General features: G+C 63.9%; 10 protein-coding genes. 8 read left to right on the top strand and 2 right to left on the bottom strand.

Going from position 1 to position 16,638, the window contains the following annotated elements:
* Positions 1-60: 60 nt before the first annotated feature.
* Positions 61-1,599 (top strand): tetratricopeptide repeat-containing sulfotransferase family protein, encoded by a 1,539-nt coding sequence (locus VK533_RS04195; RefSeq protein ID WP_324375317.1) that lies wholly within the window; start codon positions 61-63, stop codon positions 1,597-1,599.
* Between the two features lie 109 nt (positions 1,600-1,708).
* A complete protein-coding gene (locus VK533_RS04200) occupies positions 1,709-4,240 on the top strand; it encodes a TonB-dependent receptor (protein ID WP_324375301.1) in 2,532 nt (843 codons plus the stop codon).
* Positions 4,241-4,285: 45 nt separating this feature from the next.
* On the opposite strand, the gene VK533_RS04205 is transcribed toward VK533_RS04200, so the two are convergent.
* On the bottom strand, positions 4,286-5,689 hold the full coding sequence (locus VK533_RS04205) for a M20/M25/M40 family metallo-hydrolase (RefSeq protein WP_324375303.1): 1,404 nt from the start codon (positions 5,687-5,689) through the stop codon (positions 4,286-4,288).
* Positions 5,690-5,763: 74 nt separating this feature from the next.
* Positions 5,764-7,038, bottom strand: coding sequence for a GGDEF domain-containing protein (locus tag VK533_RS04210; protein ID WP_324375305.1), 1,275 nt, complete (start codon positions 7,036-7,038; stop codon positions 5,764-5,766).
* 196 nt (positions 7,039-7,234) lie between these two features.
* Between VK533_RS04210 and VK533_RS04215 the strand changes: the two genes are divergently transcribed.
* The 6 genes from VK533_RS04215 to VK533_RS04240 form a co-directional block, all read left to right on the top strand.
* Positions 7,235-8,149, top strand: a complete 915-nt coding sequence (locus VK533_RS04215; RefSeq protein ID WP_324375307.1) for an ABC transporter ATP-binding protein — start codon at positions 7,235-7,237, stop codon at positions 8,147-8,149.
* Positions 8,146-9,639, top strand: coding sequence for an ABC transporter permease (locus tag VK533_RS04220; protein WP_324375309.1), 1,494 nt, complete (start codon positions 8,146-8,148; stop codon positions 9,637-9,639). Before VK533_RS04215 ends, VK533_RS04220 begins: the two co-directional genes overlap by 4 nt.
* An 86-nt stretch (positions 9,640-9,725) precedes the next feature.
* Positions 9,726-10,325 (top strand): acetate uptake transporter, encoded by a 600-nt coding sequence (locus tag VK533_RS04225; protein ID WP_324375311.1) that lies wholly within the window; start codon positions 9,726-9,728, stop codon positions 10,323-10,325.
* A gap of 126 nt (positions 10,326-10,451) precedes the next feature.
* Positions 10,452-12,575 (top strand): M3 family metallopeptidase, encoded by a 2,124-nt coding sequence (locus VK533_RS04230; protein WP_324375313.1) that lies wholly within the window; start codon positions 10,452-10,454, stop codon positions 12,573-12,575.
* A 99-nt stretch (positions 12,576-12,674) separates the two neighbouring features.
* Positions 12,675-14,222: a carboxylesterase/lipase family protein gene (locus tag VK533_RS04235; protein WP_324375319.1), complete on the top strand. Its 1,548-nt coding sequence runs from the start codon at positions 12,675-12,677 to the stop codon at positions 14,220-14,222.
* Between the two features lie 88 nt (positions 14,223-14,310).
* Positions 14,311-16,638 (top strand): glycoside hydrolase family 3 C-terminal domain-containing protein (locus VK533_RS04240; protein WP_324375315.1); only part of this gene is annotated, 2,328 nt, incomplete at its 3' end.

Below are 16,638 nucleotides of genomic sequence, written 5' to 3' on the forward strand. Positions count from 1 at the left end.
GAGGCGGGCGGGGACGCTGCTTACCTCGCCGCGTTGCGCGCCTCGACCGCAGATCCGGCGTTGCAGGAAGCGGCCGACGCGCTGGCACGCAACGAGCTCGTCCGCGCCGAGCCGATCCTGCGCGAACGGCTCAAGCAAAGTCCGACCGATATCGGCGCGATCCGCATGCTCGCCGAGCTCGCGGGCCGCATCGGCCGCAACAAGGATGCCGAGACGTTGCTGCGGCGCGCGCTGGAATTGGCGCCGGGCTTTGCCGCCGCGCGCCACAATCTCGCGATTGCGCTCCATCGCCAAGGGCGTTCCGACGAGGCGATCGGCGAGATCGATCAATTGCTCGCGCTGGAACCGGGCCACCCGTCCTACATCAATTTGAAGGCGGCGGCGCTGGCGCGGCTCGGCGATTACGAGCCGTCGATCGCGCTCTATCGTCAGGTGCTGATTTCCTATCCCAACCAGCCCAAGGTCTGGATGAGCCTCGGCCATTCGTTGAAGACGATCGGCCGGCAGGACGAGAGCATCGACGCTTACCGCCGCGGTCTCGATCTGCAGCCGACGCTTGGCGAAGCGTGGTGGAGCCTCGCCAACCTCAAGACGGTCCGCTTCACCGATGCCGATCGCGCGGCGATGCGCGCCGCGCTCGATTTGCCCGGACTGACCGACGAGGATCGCTTCCACCTGCAATTCGCGCTCGGCAAGGCGGAGGAGGATGAAGGGCGCTACGAAACTTCCTTCGGCCATTATGTCGAGGCGAATCACCAGCGCCGCGCGCTGATCGACTATGATCCCGCCGAATTGAGCGCGTCGGTCGACCGCCAGCCCGAAATCTTCACGCGCGACTTCTTCGCGGCGCGCGAGGGGTGGGGTGCGCTTCGGGACGACCCTATCTTCGTCGTCTCGCTGCCGCGTTCCGGCTCGACCCTGATCGAGCAGATTTTGGCAAGCCACAGCCAGGTCGAGGGCACGACCGAATTGTCCGATATCGCGACATTGGCCGCGCGGGTCGGGTTATCCGGCATGGCCGCGCTCACCGAGGACGAGGCTCGCGCGCTGGGCGAGGAATATCTCGATCGCACGCGCATCCAGCGCAAGACCGATCGGCCGCGCTTCGTCGACAAGATGCCGAACAATTGGGCGCATGTCGGGTTCATCCGGCTGATCCTGCCGAACGCCATCATCATCGATGCACGCCGTCATCCGCTCGGCTGCTGCCTGTCCAACTTCAAGCAGCATTTCGCGCGCGGCCAGACCTTCACCTACGACCTTGCCGATATCGGGCTTTATTATGCCGATTATGTCCGGCTGATGGATCATTATGACGGCGTGCTGCCGGGCCATGTTCATCGCGTCTTCTATGAGGCGATGGTCGAAGATACCGAGGCCCAGGTGCGCGCGTTGCTGGCGCACGCGCGGCTGGATTTCGAGCCTGCCTGCCTGCGCTTCCACGAAACCGAACGCGCGGTGCGCACCGCCTCGTCGGAACAGGTGCGCCGGCCGATCTTTCGCGAGGGTATGGAGCAATGGCGTCATTTCGAGCCTTGGCTCGATCCGCTGCGACAGGCGCTCGGCGGCTTGATTGAGGCCTATCCATATCAAGCGTGACATGTTTGCAATGCTGCACCGCAAAAGCTGCACGTTGGGCTGCGGCGGATTGACACCATAACGGCTCAGTAACAGCCTCTCCGTCCATAAGAGACAGGGAGTCAATAACATGCGCCAACCCCGCCTCGTGGCCGCTTTGCTGGCCGGGACGATCCTCGCAGGTGTTTCCAGCGCCGCTTTCGCCGAGGACAAGCCGAGCGACGCTGCCCCGGCCGCTGCCGCCACCGATGCCGGCAACCAGCCGGAAGAGATCGTCGTCACCGCGCAGAAGCGCTCCGAAAACCTTCAGAATGTGCCGATCAGTATCCAGGCGCTGGGCTCCGCCAAGCTGGAACAGCTGAACGTCACCAATTTCAACGAATTCACCAAGCAGCTGCCGAGCGTGTCGTTCCAGACCTCGCAGCCGGGTTCGACCAGCATCTATATCCGCGGCGCGGCTTCGGGCGGCGACGGCAACCATTCGGGCTCGCTCCCGTCGGTCGGTGTCTATCTCGACGAGCAGCCGATCACGACGATCGGCGGCAATCTCGACGTCCACATCTACGATATCGCCCGGATCGAGGCGCTGTCCGGCCCGCAGGGCACGCTCTACGGCGCCTCATCCGAAGCGGGCACGATCCGCATCATCACCAACAAGCCTGATACGTCGCATTTCTACGGCGCGATGGATGCCGAGGCGAACACGGTCCATCTCGGCAGCAAGGGCGGCAAGGTCGAGGGCTTCATCAACGCGCCGCTGTCGGAAAGCATCGCGGTCCGCATCGTCGGCTTCTACGAGCATGACGCGGGCTTCATCGACAATATCCACGGCACGCGCACGTTTCTCGGCGCACCCAACGGCACTGATGCGGACGGCAACACTACTTACGCACCCGGCATCACCGTCGACAACGCCGCGCTGGTGAAGAAGAATTACAATGACGTGGACGTGTGGGGCGGCCGTGCCGCGCTCAAGATCGATCTCAACGACAATTGGACCGCGACCGCGACCGCATTCGGTCAGGACCAGAAGAATCACGGCACGTTCGGCACCGACCCCAATCTGGGCGATCTGCAGGTCCAGCATTTCCTGCCCGATTATAATCATGACCGCTTCATCCAGGGCGCGCTCACGATCGAAGGCAAGATCGGCAATTGGGATCTCACCTATGCCGGCGCCTATCTGAAGCGGAAGATCAATTCGGCGTCGGACTATACCGATTATGCCGAAGCCTATGACGCCATGTATGCGTCCTACGGCGGCCTGGCCAACTACTTCTATTATCAGGATAATGCCGGTAACCAAATCGCGCCGCTGCAGCATATTATCGGCACCGACAAGTTCAACAAGCTCAGCCAGGAACTGCGTATCTCGTCGCCGGTCGACCAGCCTTTCCGGATCGTCGGCGGTCTGTTTTACCAGCGTCAATATCACAATATCCGCCAGGATTATCAGGTGGCGGGCTTGGCCAGCGATCTGTCGGTCAACGGCTTTCCGGGCACTTTGTGGCTGACCCAGCAGAAGCGCGTCGACAAGGATTATGCCGCGTTCGGCGAGGCTGCCTACGACATCCTGCCCAACCTGACGCTGACCGGCGGTCTGCGTTACTACAAGTTCGACAACTCGCTGATCGGCTTCTTCGGTTTCGGCCGCAATCCGAACGGGCCGCCGTTCAACGCGGCGGGCAGCTCGCGCACCGGCGTCGCCGCCTGCTACAATACCGACGGTTCGACCGTGCGCGACAATCCGGGCGGTACCTTGCTTCCGCCGGACGAGGCGGGCGCGCCCTGTACCGATCTGGGCGTGTACAAAGATGGCAAGGTCGTGCCGAAGCGGATCAAGGACGATGGTTTTATCCACCGCGTCAACCTGACGTGGAAGGTCGATTCCGATCATATGGTCTATGCGACCTGGTCACGCGGCTTCCGTCCGGGCGGCATCAACCGCCGTGCCGATATCCCGGCCTACCAACCCGATTATCTGACCAACTACGAAATCGGCTGGAAGACGTCGTGGCTGGATCACAAGCTGCGCTGGAACGGCGCCATCTTCGTGGATGACTGGAAGCACTTCCAGTATAGCTTCCTCGGTGCGAACAGCTTCACCGAGATCCACAACGGCCCGAACGCGCGCATCAAGGGCATCGAATCCGACATCACCATCTATCCGGTGAACGGGCTCAGCCTGAACGTGACCGGCGCCTATCTCGACGCCAAGACCCGCAACAATCTGTGCGCTGTCGACGACCCGACCTTCACCTGCGACCCGGCGACCGGCAACAGCGTCGTCGCGCCGAAGGGGTCGCGCCTGCCGGTTACGCCCAAGTTCAAGGTGACCGGCACCGGCCGTTATGAATGGGCGCTCGGCGATGGCAAGGCGCACCTTCAGGGTGTGTGGACGCATGCGAGTTCGGCGTCGTCGGCGCTGCGCATCGGCGTATCGACCACCGATGCGCCGCCGCTGCTTCATTCCTATGATCTGGTCGATCTGGCCGCGGGCTATGAATGGGGCAACATCACCGCCGAAATCTTCGGGGAGAATGTGTTCGACAAGCGCGCGCAGCTTTCCTCGTTCGAGGAATGCGGCGCCTGCTCGCAGCGCGCTTATTATGCGATCTACCAGCCGCGCACGATCGGTGTCCGCGTCGGCTACAAATTCTGAGTTGTGATGGGGGCGAGGGGCCGTTGGCGCCTCGCCCTTATCCGCTCAGTTGGACAGGCGTTTGATCACCACGTTCCAATAAGCCACGCCCGGCGCGATATTGAACAATTGCGTCCGTTCGTTGAGCCCGTGCGAGAAGTCGTCCGAATCCTTGATGAAGACCGGCGCGACGCCGTAGCTCGGCACGCCGCGCACGCGGAACCACATGCTGTCGCTCGCGCCTGACGCCATGCTCGGGATGATCGGCACCCCCTTGTAGGCGATATCGAGCCCCGCGCGCACGGCAGCGGTCACGTCGGCGCGCATTGGCGACGGCGGGCTGGCGGTGGTGCCGGTGTCGATGAACTTGATCTGCATCCTGGGATCGGCGGCGACGCGCACCAGTTCGTCCTCGACCTGCTTGAACGACGTGCCGGGGAAGATCCGGCAGTTGATGTTGGCGGTCGCGCGCTGTGGCAGGGCGTTCAAGGCGTGGCCGCCATCGATCATCGTCGCGACGCAGGTCGTGCCGATCTGGCCGACATGTGACGGATCGGCGGTCAGCGTCGCGATCGCGTCCTTGTCGGTCGGGTCGGCGGCAAAGGCGCGCATCGCCGCGCCCGTCTTGGGATCGGCGCGGTCGGCGGCGGTGAGGAAATAAGCCTTGGTGATATCGTTCAACTGCGGCGTAAACTGGTGGTTGCCGATCCGAGTCAGCGCCGCCGACAGTTCGTAGATCGCATTCTCCTTGCGCGGCGCGCTCGAATGGCCGCCGGGATTGGTGAAGGTCAAAGTATAATCGCCATAGGCCTTCTCCGCGCCTTCCAGCACGAAATAGGCCGGCTTGCCGTCTTCGCTCAGCGCGCCGCCGCCGCCATCGCCGTTGAGCAGCATGTACGCGTCGGGAAATTGTGCGGCGAGCATCTGCGTCGTCTTCATGATCGTCTCTTCGTCCCCCGACAGGGTCAGGACGACATCGCGCTTGGGCGTGAAATGCTGGCGCTTGAGATCGATCAGGCTGGCGATCATCAGTGCGTCGTCGAACTTCATGTCGGTCGCGCCGCGGCCATAGATATAGCCGTTCTCGATCACCGGCGTGAACGGGTCGCGTTCCCAGTCGGCGGGCTTGGCCTCGACCACATCGATATGCCCCGACAGCAGCAGCGGCTTGAGTTTGGAATCCGAACCCCGATAGCGCGCGACCAGGAAGGCGGTATCGTCGACCGGAGTGATCGTCACGTCGTCGGCGGCGAACCCGCCCGCGACCAGCACCTGCTTCAGATAGGCCGCCAGTTGCGGCGTCTGGTTGCCCGGCCCCTGCACGCTGCGAAACGCGATCGCATGCTTCAATATATCGAGCGCCTGCGCCTCGGCTGCCGGATTGGGGCCGGCGACGGCGGGGGTGCAGAACCCCAGCGCGCAGGCTGCCATCAGGGCGCGGGTACGAACGGATAAAGTGCTGACCGGCATCGAAATTCCCTCATCTGGAGGAGGGCATCCTAAGCGGGTTGTACCGGAAGGGAAGCGGTGCTGACCTGATTTTGTCAGGCGCGCTTGGGTCCCGCCGGATCCGGCGCCGGCTCATGCAATACCACGCGATCGCGCCCCTGCTCTTTGGCCGCATAAAGCGCGCGGTCGGCGCGGGATATGGCGGGCCCCAATTTGTCCGGCAGCGTTTCGGCAAAATAGACGCCGAAGCTCGCCGTCAGCCGGCCATGGACGAAGCTGGCGGAGCCGATCACCATACGCAGCTTCTCGGCGAGTTCGACCGCGGCGTGCGCGTCGCTGACCCGCGCGATCAGCAGGAATTCCTCTCCGCCCCAGCGGCCGGTCAGATCGGTCTCGCGCACATTGTGCTGCAACAGTGCGGCGAAAGCGGCCAATACGTCGTCGCCCTGTACGTGCCCGAAGCGGTCATTGATCGATTTGAAGTGATCGAGGTCGATCAGCATGATCGCGACGGGCTTGCCCGGGCCATCCGCCAGCATCTGCTGATAGCGCTCGGTCACGCCCAGGCGGTTGTACAGACCCGTCAGATGATCGCGCCGCGCGGATTCCTGCGCGAGCTGCGCCTCGCCCTGGGCGACCGCATGGAGCAGCCGCCGCCGCCGCAAATCGCGCTGCAGGCCGAGGATGCGGGAGATCAGGAACAGGCAGATCAGGATGATCCAGCAACCGAGAATGCCCAGATACCATTGCTCGATCGGCACGATATTGCCGCGCAGCATGATGCTTTCGACGCGGAAGCGGTGTTGGCCCAGCTGCGCACTGTTGCCGGTGTCGATCTCCAGCGAGACGATATTGTCGAACTGCGCATGGCTCAGCCGATAGGGCAGGCGGCTCTTCTGCAGCCACCAGTCCGCCGCCTTGAAATCCTCCAGCTGGGCTTCGATTACGGCCTTTCCATTGCGGACAGGCAGCTCGATCTGATTGTATTTGAGCGTCTCGCGATTCTTTGGATCGCTGTAATGGGGATCGAAATTCTTGAGATAGACGCGGAAGGAATCCGCGCGTCCGCGATAGTCCAGCGTGATCGTGATCGTCTGGAATTTGCTCAGATCGAGTCCGCGATTGCTATGCCCGTCGAACACGATCTCATAGGCGCAATAGGGATATTGATAGCGCGGGCGCAGCGCGCACGACCAGGTCAGCGGCTGGCGGACATCCGCGTCGACCGTGGAATTGCCGCCCATCCCCTCGTCGCCATGCCATTCGGTGGTGAAGGCGAGGGGCTGTGCGGGACTGATCACCAAAGTGTTGCGCAGGATCAGGTTGGCGAAGCAGATCGCCGCGATCGTCAGCAGCAGCAGGCCGACCACCGCGATCTCAAAGCGCAGGTCGGAAATCGCCTGGCCGATCGTGCGAGCCTTCGCTTCCGCAGTTCGTCTGGACGGGCGGGACGGCCCTGCCGACGATTTCGGAGCTTTCACCTGTCGCAACATCGTGCGCAGCTTGCCATAGATTGGGTGAGAGCGCGTTAACATTGTATCCAAACCGACGCGCAGAGGAATTCGCATGCCTGCATTGCTTCTCGATTCGGTCACCAAGGATTTCGGCGAAAAGCGCGCGGTCGACGATCTGAGCTTCGCGGTGCGCGATGGAGAGGTGTTCGGTTTCCTCGGCGGCAACGGCGCGGGCAAGACCACTTCGCTCCGCATGGTGCTCGACATCATCCGGCCGACATCGGGCCGGATCGAGATATTGGGCCGCACCCCCGGTCGTGAGAACAGCGCCGATCTCGGGTTCCTGCCCGAGGAGCGCGGTCTCTATCGGACGATGACCGCGCTCGACACGATCACCTATTTCGGGCGGCTCAAGGGCATGACGCGCAATGATGCGCGGCGCGAGGGAAGGGCGCTGCTGGATCGCTTCGGCCTTGGCGGTTCGGCCAACACCAAGATCGACAAATTGTCGAAGGGCATGGCGCAGAAGGTCCAACTCGCGACCGCGATCGTCAACGCGCCCAGATTGCTGATCCTCGATGAGCCCTTTTCAGGTCTCGATCCGGTCAATCAGGGGTTGCTGGAGGACGAGATCAAGCGGCTGTCGCGCCAGGGCGCGACGATCGTCTTTTCAACGCATGTCATGCAGCATGCCGAGCGGCTGTGCGATCGGCTGCTGCTGCTCGCGCAAGGGCGCAAGGCGTTCGAAGGCACGCAGGATGCGGCGCGCGCGACCTTGCCCGCACGCCTGACGATCCTGTCGCGGACAACGCCGGCGGGACTGCCCGGCGTGGTCGCTGTGACCGAACATGGCGGCCAGGATGGGTGGACCGAATGGGGCGTCAGCCTCGCGCCCGGCGCCGATCCCGGCGATCTGCTCCAGGTCTGTACCGAACGCGGTTTCGCGCTACGCCGTTTCGAACAGAGCAGACCGAGCCTGCACGACGTCTTCCTCCATATTGTCGGCGGAGAGGAGGGCCGGGCATGACCAATCCCATCCTGCTCGTCGCCGCGCGCGAATTCCGCCAGATCGCCGCCACGCGCAGCTTCTGGATCACGCTGCTGATCCTGCCGCTGGCGCTCGCGATCGGCCCGATCGCGTCGCATTTCATGGAGAAGGATCACACCGAGACGGTGATGCTGATCGATCCGTCGGGCCAGGCCGCGCCGGCGATCGCCGAACGGCTCGCGCTCGACGAACAGCGCCGGGTGCTGACGTCCCTGTCGCGTTATTCGGAGAGCCACGATCTGGATCGGGCCGATCCGGCAGCCCCTTGGGCGCAGCATGACCGTTATTATTCGGATACCGAGGTTCAGACCTTCGCCCGCGCGGGGGGTGCCGACCATGCCGCAGCGGTGATGAAGCGCGTGGCCGCGGCCGATACGCCGCCCTTCGACAAGCCCGATCCCGATTACCGGATCGTGCCGACCCCGCCGGCGATCGCCGCCAGCAATCCGGCTGCTTTGGCCAATATGCTGCCCGGCTTGATCAATCCGCCCAAGAAGGAAGGGGAACCGCTCGATTATGCGGTCTATGTGCCGGGGAATTTTGGCAGCGGGCGTTCGCCAGTGCAGATCTGGTCCGACGGTGCGCCTCCCGGCACCCTGATGATCGCGCTCCAGGACACGCTCACGCGGGCGATGCGGCTGCGCTTCCTCGAAGGGCAGGGCGTGAGCCCGGACATGGCCGATGCCGCCGGCCGGATCGCGCCGATGATCGCGATCAACCGGCCGTCGCCCGGCAAGGGGCAGGAGCAGATGGTGATCCGCTCGATCCTGCCTTTGCTCGTGTCCTATCTGCTGCTGATGTCGCTAATGCTGTCGGGATCGTGGATGCTGCAGGGGACGATCGAGGAACGGTCGAACAAATTGATCGAGACGGTGCTCGCCTGCGTCAGCCCCAATCAGCTCATGTACGGCAAATTGTTCGGCACGGTCGCGGTCGGGCTGACGATGGTCGCCATCTGGGCCGGCTGCGCGATCGGCGTGGCGTTCGCGACGCAGGGCATGATCGCCGATTTCCTGCGGCCGGCACTGGCGCCGTTGGAGCAGCCGAGTGTGGCACTGGCGATGATCTATTATTTTCTCGCCGGCTATCTGATGATCTCGATGATCTTCCTCACGATCGGCGCGATGAGCGACAGCTTCCGCGACGCGCAATCCTATCTCAGCCCGGTGATGCTGCTGATCGCGATGCCGTTCGCGATCATCGCCCAGGCGGTGCTGCGCGACCCTTCCAGCGTGGGCGTGCGCATCATGAGCTGGATCCCGATCTATGCGCCCTTCACCATGCTCGCGCGGCTCGGGGCGGGCGTGCCTTTGTGGGAGGTGATCGGCTGCGGCGTGACGCTGGCGGCGTTCATCGCGATCGAGTTCGTGATGTTGGGCCGTGTCTTCCGGGCGAGCCTGCTCAGCGCTGGCTCCAAGCCCAATCTCGCGCGCCTTGGCCGGCTGATGCGCGGCCGCGACGTGGAGTGAGTGCTGCTTGACCGCGGGATAGCGCAACCATAGCCTCGCTCCCGCATCGAAGCGCCAACAGCTTTGAGCAATTCGGGGGAATGAGGATGGCTGATACTAAAGTGACGGTGGCTCCCGTGGCCAATCCGGCTGCGCTCGGGCTCGTGGCCTTTGGTCTGACGACGGTATTGTTGAGTCTGATCAACGCGGGCGTGCTCCCGCCCGGCGGCGAACCGGTGGTGATCCCGCTCGCGCTCGCGTTCGGCGGGCTGATGCAGATCTTCGCCGGCGCGTTCGAGTTTCGGCTCGGCAACACGTTCGGGATGACAGCCTTCCTGAGCTACGGCGCTTTCTGGTGGTGGTTCGCGTTGCTGCTGCTGTTGGCGGGCAATCACTGGATCGACATCTCGGCTGCCGGCCCGACGGTCGGTGTCGCTTTGCTGCTGTGGGGCGTGCTGACCCTCTATCTGTGGATCAGTACCTTCCGCCTGCCCAAGGTCCTCTTTCTGATCTTCCTCACCTTGTGGGTGACGTTCGGGCTGCTCGGCATCGGCGCGATCCAGCACCATCCGGGCCTCAGCCATCTCGGCGGCTGGCTCGGTCTCGTCTGCGGAAGCCTCGCGCTCTATGCCAGCTTCGGCATCATCACCAACGAAACCTTCGGCCGCACGGTGGTGCCGCTCGGCGCGAAGCCCTTCCTGTCCTAAGTCTTTGAGGGGGCGGTGCTTCGCGCCGCTCCCTAGCCCTTCGGCGGCTTGATTAAATCGCGGCGCGGTTCCACGTTGCGGCATCCGGCTTTCGCCGCTCCAATCTTCCGAAGGAATCCCTCCAACATGAAACCGATGACGTGGCTCTGGACCTCGGGTGCCGCCGCGTGCCTTGTTGCATCCATGGGCAACGCAGCGCTCCCCGCGTCCAATCCTTTCGCCAAGGCCAGTACGCTGCCGTTCCAGGCGCCACGCTTCGACCTGATCAAGGACGGCGATTATCAGCCGGCGATCGAAGCGGGCATGGCCGAACAGGCCGCCGAGATCACGCGCATCGCCAACAACCGCGCCGCGCCGACCTTCGACAATGTGATCGTCGCGCTGGAGCGCTCCGGCCGCATGCTCGACCGCGCGTCGACCACCTTCTTCAATGTCGTATCGGCCAACACCAACCCGACGCTCGACAAGGTGCAGGAGATCGAATCCCCCAAGCTGACCCAGCATTCGGATTCGATCTATTTGAACGCCAAATTGTTCGCGCGTGTTCAGGCGATCTACGCCCGGCGCGCCACGCTCAAGCTGACGCCCGAACAGCGTCAGCTGCTCGAAATCTATCACGGCAATTTCATCCGCGCGGGCGCCCAGCTCAGCCCGGCCGACCAGGCCAAATTGCGCAAGCTCAACACCGCGCTGTCGAGCCTCGAGACCGCGTTCCAGCAGAAACTGCTCGCCGCCGCCAAGGCCGGCGCGCTGATCGTGGACGACAAGGCCAAGCTTGCCGGTTTGGATGACGGTGCGATCGCGGCTGCCGCCAAGGACGCGGCCGAACGCAAGCTCGACGGCAAATATCTGCTGCCGCTGCAGAATACGACCCAGCAGCCCCAGCTGCAGAATCTCGCCAATCGCGATACGCGCGAAGCGTTGTTCCAGCAGAGCTGGACGCGCGCCGAGAAGGGCGATGACAACGATACGCGCGCGACGATCCGCGAGATCGCCTGGCTGCGCGCGCAGAAAGCCAAGCTGCTCGGCTTCCCGACCTGGGCCGATTATGTGCTGCAGGATCAGATGGCCAAGAATCCGAAGGCGGCCAAAGCCTTCATGGCCCAACTCGTGCCGCCGCTGGCCGAGGAGCAGAAGAGCGAAGTCGCCGAATTGCAGCGCACGATCCGCGCGGGCGGCGAGGATTTCACGCTCAAGCCGTGGGATTGGGAGCGTTATTCCGAGCGCGTCCGCAAGGCCAAGTACGACTTGGATGAGAATGAGGTGAAGCCCTATCTCGAGCTGCACGCGGTGCTCGAGAAAGGCGTCTTCTACGCCGCCAATCAGCTTTATGGCCTGACCTTCAAGCGCCGCACCGACATCCCGGTCTATCAGCCGGACGTGATGGTCTACACCGTCTACGACAAGGACGGCTCCGAGCTTGGCCTGATGTATTTCGATTATTTCAAGCGCGACAACAAATCGGGCGGCGCGTGGATGTCGAATTTCGTCGGCCAATCCTATCTGCTGAAAACCAAACCGGTTATCTATAACGTCGCGAATTTCACCAAACCGGCTGAAGGCAAGCCGGCTCTGATCTCGTTCGACGACGCGACCACCATGTTCCACGAATTCGGTCACGCGCTGCACGGCCTGTTCGCGAGCCAGGTCTATCCGACGCTGTCGGGCACCAACACCGCGCGCGACTGGGTCGAGTTCCCGTCGCAGTTCAACGAACATTGGGCGCTCGATCCCAAGGTGCTCGCCAACTACGCCAAGGATTATCGCACCGGCGCGCCGATGCCGCAGGCGTTGGTCGACAAGATCAAGAAGGCGGCCAAATTCAACCAGGGCTATGCGCTGGGCGAGACGGTCGAAGCGGCGATCCTCGACATGGATTGGCACAGCCTGCCGGCGAGTGCGCCGCGCCAGGACGTCGACGCATTCGAGAAGCAGCAGCTCGACGGCATGGGCTTCGATACCGCCAACGTGCCGCCGCGTTACCGGTCGAGCTATTTCCTCCACATCTGGGCGAACGGCTATTCGGCCGGTTACTACGCCTATTTGTGGACACAGATGCTGGAGCATGATTCCTATCACTGGTTCATGGATCATGGCGGGCTGACGCGCGAGAACGGCGAACGCTTCCGCGACCTGATCCTGTCGCGCGGCCACACCCAGGATTACGGCACGATGTTCCGCGCTTTCTACGGCAAGGATCCGGACATCGGCCCGATGCTGGAAGAGCATGGGCTGCCGACCGGCAAGTGACCGGATGGGGCGCGAGGGCATGGCTCTCGCGCCTCTTCTTTTTTTGGAGCCGGCATCAGACCGGCGGCCATGAGGAGTGAAGGCGTGCGGTTAGGTGCGATGGTAGCGGCGCTGGCATTCGGCGTGGCAACGGCGGCGATCGCCGGCCCTGTGGCAAAGATCGATAGCGGCGGCATTGAGGGTGCTTCCCTTGGGGCGGTCAGCGTATTTCGTGGCGTTCCTTTTGCCGCGCCGCCGGTCGGCGATCTGCGCTGGCGCGAACCGCAGCCGGTCGCGCCCTGGCCAGCCACTCGCCAGGCGACATCATTCGGGCCGCGCTGCATGCAGCTGCCGCGCTTTTCGGACATGATGTTCCGCTCGCCCGCGCCGAGCGAGGACTGCTTGTATCTGAACGTGTGGACACCCGCGAAGCTCGACCGCGCATCGCGGGAAAAATTGCCGGTCTTGGTCTATGTCTATGGCGGCGGCTTCGAGGCGGGCGACAGCTCGGAAAAGCGCTATGACGGCGCGGCGATGGCGGCGCGCGGGATCGTCGTCGTGACGATGAATTACCGGCTCGGCGTGTTCGGTTCGCTCGCGCATCCCGAACTTACTGCCGGTTCGCCGCATCATGCATCGGGCAATTACGGCCTGCTCGATCAGGTCGCCGCGCTCGCCTGGGTCAGGCGCAACATCGCGGCGTTCGGCGGCGATCCCAACCATATCACGATCGGCGGCGAGTCCGCCGGATCGATGTCGGTTAGCGGGCTGATGGCCTCGCCTCTGTCGCGCGGCCTGATCGCCGGCGCGATCGGGGAGAGCGGGGGCTTGATGCAGAAATTTTCGCCGCACATGCTCGCCGATGCCGAGCGGAAGGGCGCGGCGTTCGCGCAAAGCATCGGTGCGCCCACGCTGGCCGCGCTGCGCGCCATGCCGGCCGACCAACTGCTTGCGGCGCAGGACAAGGCCAACGATCTGTCATCCGACCCGATAATCGATGGCTATTTCCTGACCGAGCCGCCGTCGGTGACGTTCGGCAGCGGCAACGCTGCGCGCGTGCCGCTGCTGGTAGGCTCGAACTCGCAGGAGGCCGCAGGGACAGCCGTGTTCGGCGATGGTCCGCCGACCGTCGCCGCTTATCGCGCCGGCCTGACGCGTGTGCTCGGCGACAAAGCGGATGCGGTGTTCGCGCTCTATCCGGTCACGACCGATGCCGACGTTTTGCCGATGGCGACCGCGCTCGCGAGCGACGACTTTCTCGCTCTGCCGACCTGGAAATGGTTCGACCTGCAGCGCCAGGCCGGCGCACCGACTTATTATTATTACTATGCGCATGTCCGGCCGCGTTTCCTGCTCGATCCCGGCAGCAAGGCGGGCTGGGGCGCACTGCACAGCGCCGAGATCGAATATGCGCTCGGCAATCTGGACGTGAATCCGATCTACGCCTGGACCGAGGACGACCGGAAGGTTTCGGCGACGATGAGCGCGTACTGGGCGAACTTCATCAAGACCGGCAATCCGAACGGCCCGGGTTTGCCGGTCTGGCACAAGGCGTCGCTCGATGCGGGCAAGATCCAACGCCAGGTGATCGACGTCGACACGCGCAGCGTGTCCTTCCCGGAACAGCGCCGCTATGTCGCCGCCGAGCCGCTCGTATATATGCACTAAGGTCGGGCTTCCCCAAGAAGCGCCGCTGTCGTAACGATAGGGCGACGCCCCGCGCGATGATGGGGTGCGCCAGCAGAGAGGATCGCCCGTGACCCGTCGCTCAACCGCCGCCCGCATCGCCATTTTTGGTAGCGCTATCACGAGCGCTCTGGCGCTTGCGCAGGCGGCAACGGCCCAGCTTTACAAGGATCCGTCCGCGCCCGTTTCCACGCGTGTCGCCGATCTGGTGGGGCGCATGACGATCGAGGAAAAAGCGGCGCAGATGCAGAACACGGCGCCGGCGATTCCGCGGCTGGGCGTGCCGGCTTACGATTACTGGAACGAGGCGCTGCACGGCGTCGCGCGCGCGGGCGAAGCAACGATGTTCCCGCAGGCGATCGGCATGGCCGCGACCTGGGATGCCGACATGCTGCGCGACGAAGGCCACGTCGTCGCGACCGAGGGCCGCGCCAAATATAACCAGGCGCAGCGCGAGGGGAATTTCGACCGTTATTACGGGCTGACCTTCTGGTCGCCCAATATCAACATCTTCCGCGATCCGCGCTGGGGCCGCGGCCAGGAGACGCTGGGCGAGGATCCGTACCTGACCGGCACGCTCGGCACCGAATTCATCCGCGGCGTCCAGGGCGACGATTCCAAATATTTCGAGGCGATCGCGACGCCCAAGCATTTCGCGGTCCATTCCGGGCCGGAATTGCTCCGCCACGGCTTCAACGTCGATCCGAGCCCACGCGACCTGACCGAAACCTATCTCCCGCAATTCCGCCGCGCGATCACCGAGGGGAAGGCCTATTCGCTGATGTGCGCGTACAACGCCGTCGACGGCAAGGCCGCCTGCGCCAACCAGACCCTGCTTGGTGATATCCTGCGGCGCGACTGGGGATTCCAGGGCTTCATCACGTCGGATTGCGGCGCGGTCGACGACGTCACCACCGGCCACCACCAGACCAAGACCGGTGCCGAGGGCGCGGCGCTGAGCGTCAAGACCGGCACCGACACCGGCTGCGACTTCAAGGACGAGATGCTCGAACTGCCCAAGGCGGTGCGCCAGGGCTATCTCGCCGAAGCCGACATGGATGTGGCGTTGAAGCGCCTGTTCACCGCGCGGATGCGGCTCGGCATGTTCGATCCCGCCGAGATGGTGCCCTTCTCGAAGATCGGCATGGATCAGAACCACAGCGACGCACACAAGGCGCTCGCGTTGCGCGCGGCGCGAGAATCGATCGTGCTGCTCAAGAATGACGGCACGCTTCCGCTTGCCAATCACTACCGAACGATCGCGGTGGTCGGCCCGACCGCCAATTCGCTGATCGGGCTCGAAGGCAATTATAACGGCACGCCGACCCAGCCGATCCTGCCGCTCGACGGTATGGAAGCGGCCTTCGGCAAGGCCAATGTCAGCTATGCGCAGGGCGCACCCTTCACCGCCGAAGTCGCCGTGCCGGTGCCGAGGACGGCATTCCCCGGCGGCCTGACCGCAACCTTCTACAACAGCGCGGACTTCTCCGGGTCCGCGGTCGCGACGCGCACCGACAAGGAAATCGACTTCAACTGGGCCTCGATCGATCCCGCGCCGGGCGTTCACCCGGCCACTTTTTCGGTGCGCTGGACCGGCAAGATCGCGGTGCCCGCACCGGGCGATTATCAGTTCCAGTTCGAGACGCGCCGCCGCTGCGACGTCGGCAACGGCACCGAAGCCTATACGATCCATATCGAAGGCGCGGACGATCTGAAGATCAACGCCAAGTGCAACGGTCGCGATCAGACCTTCCAGCCGATGACGGTCCATTTCGCCGATACGGCCCCGCGCGTCTTCACGCTCGAATTCGCGCATGAATCGTCGCGCGCCAGCGACATCAGCTTCGCGTGGAAGCCGCCGCTCAAGGCACTGCGCGACGAGGCGGTCGCCAATGCGCGGAATGCCGATGTCGTCGTCGCCTTCGTCGGCCTCAATGCGTGGCTCGAGGGCGAGGAAATGCCGCTCAAGGTGCCGGGCTTCGACGGTGGCGACCGCACCAGCATCGCGCTGCCTGCCGCGCAGCTCGCCTTGCTCGAGGCGGTCGCGGCGACCGGCAAGCCGGTCGTCGTCGTGCTGCAGAGCGGCTCCGCAATCGCGCTCGGTGCCGACGAGGCCAAGGCGCGTGCGGTGCTTGAAGCCTGGTATCCGGGCGAGCAGGGCGGTCAGGCAATCGCCGAGGTGCTGAAGGGGGCGGTGAATCCCAGCGGCCGCCTGCCGGTCACCTTCTACAAGTCGACCGATCAGCTGCCGGCCTTCACCGATTATTCGATGAAGAACCGCACCTACCGCTACTTCACCGGCAAGCCCGAATATGCGTTCGGCCACGGCCTGAGCTACACCAGCTTCAGCTATTCGACGCCGACCTACTCCACGCGCCGCCTCGCTGCGGGCAAGGAT

Origin of the sequence: Sphingomonas sp. (assembly GCF_035317925.1) — a bacterium.
GTDB lineage: Bacteria > Pseudomonadota > Alphaproteobacteria > Sphingomonadales > Sphingomonadaceae > Sphingomonas_I.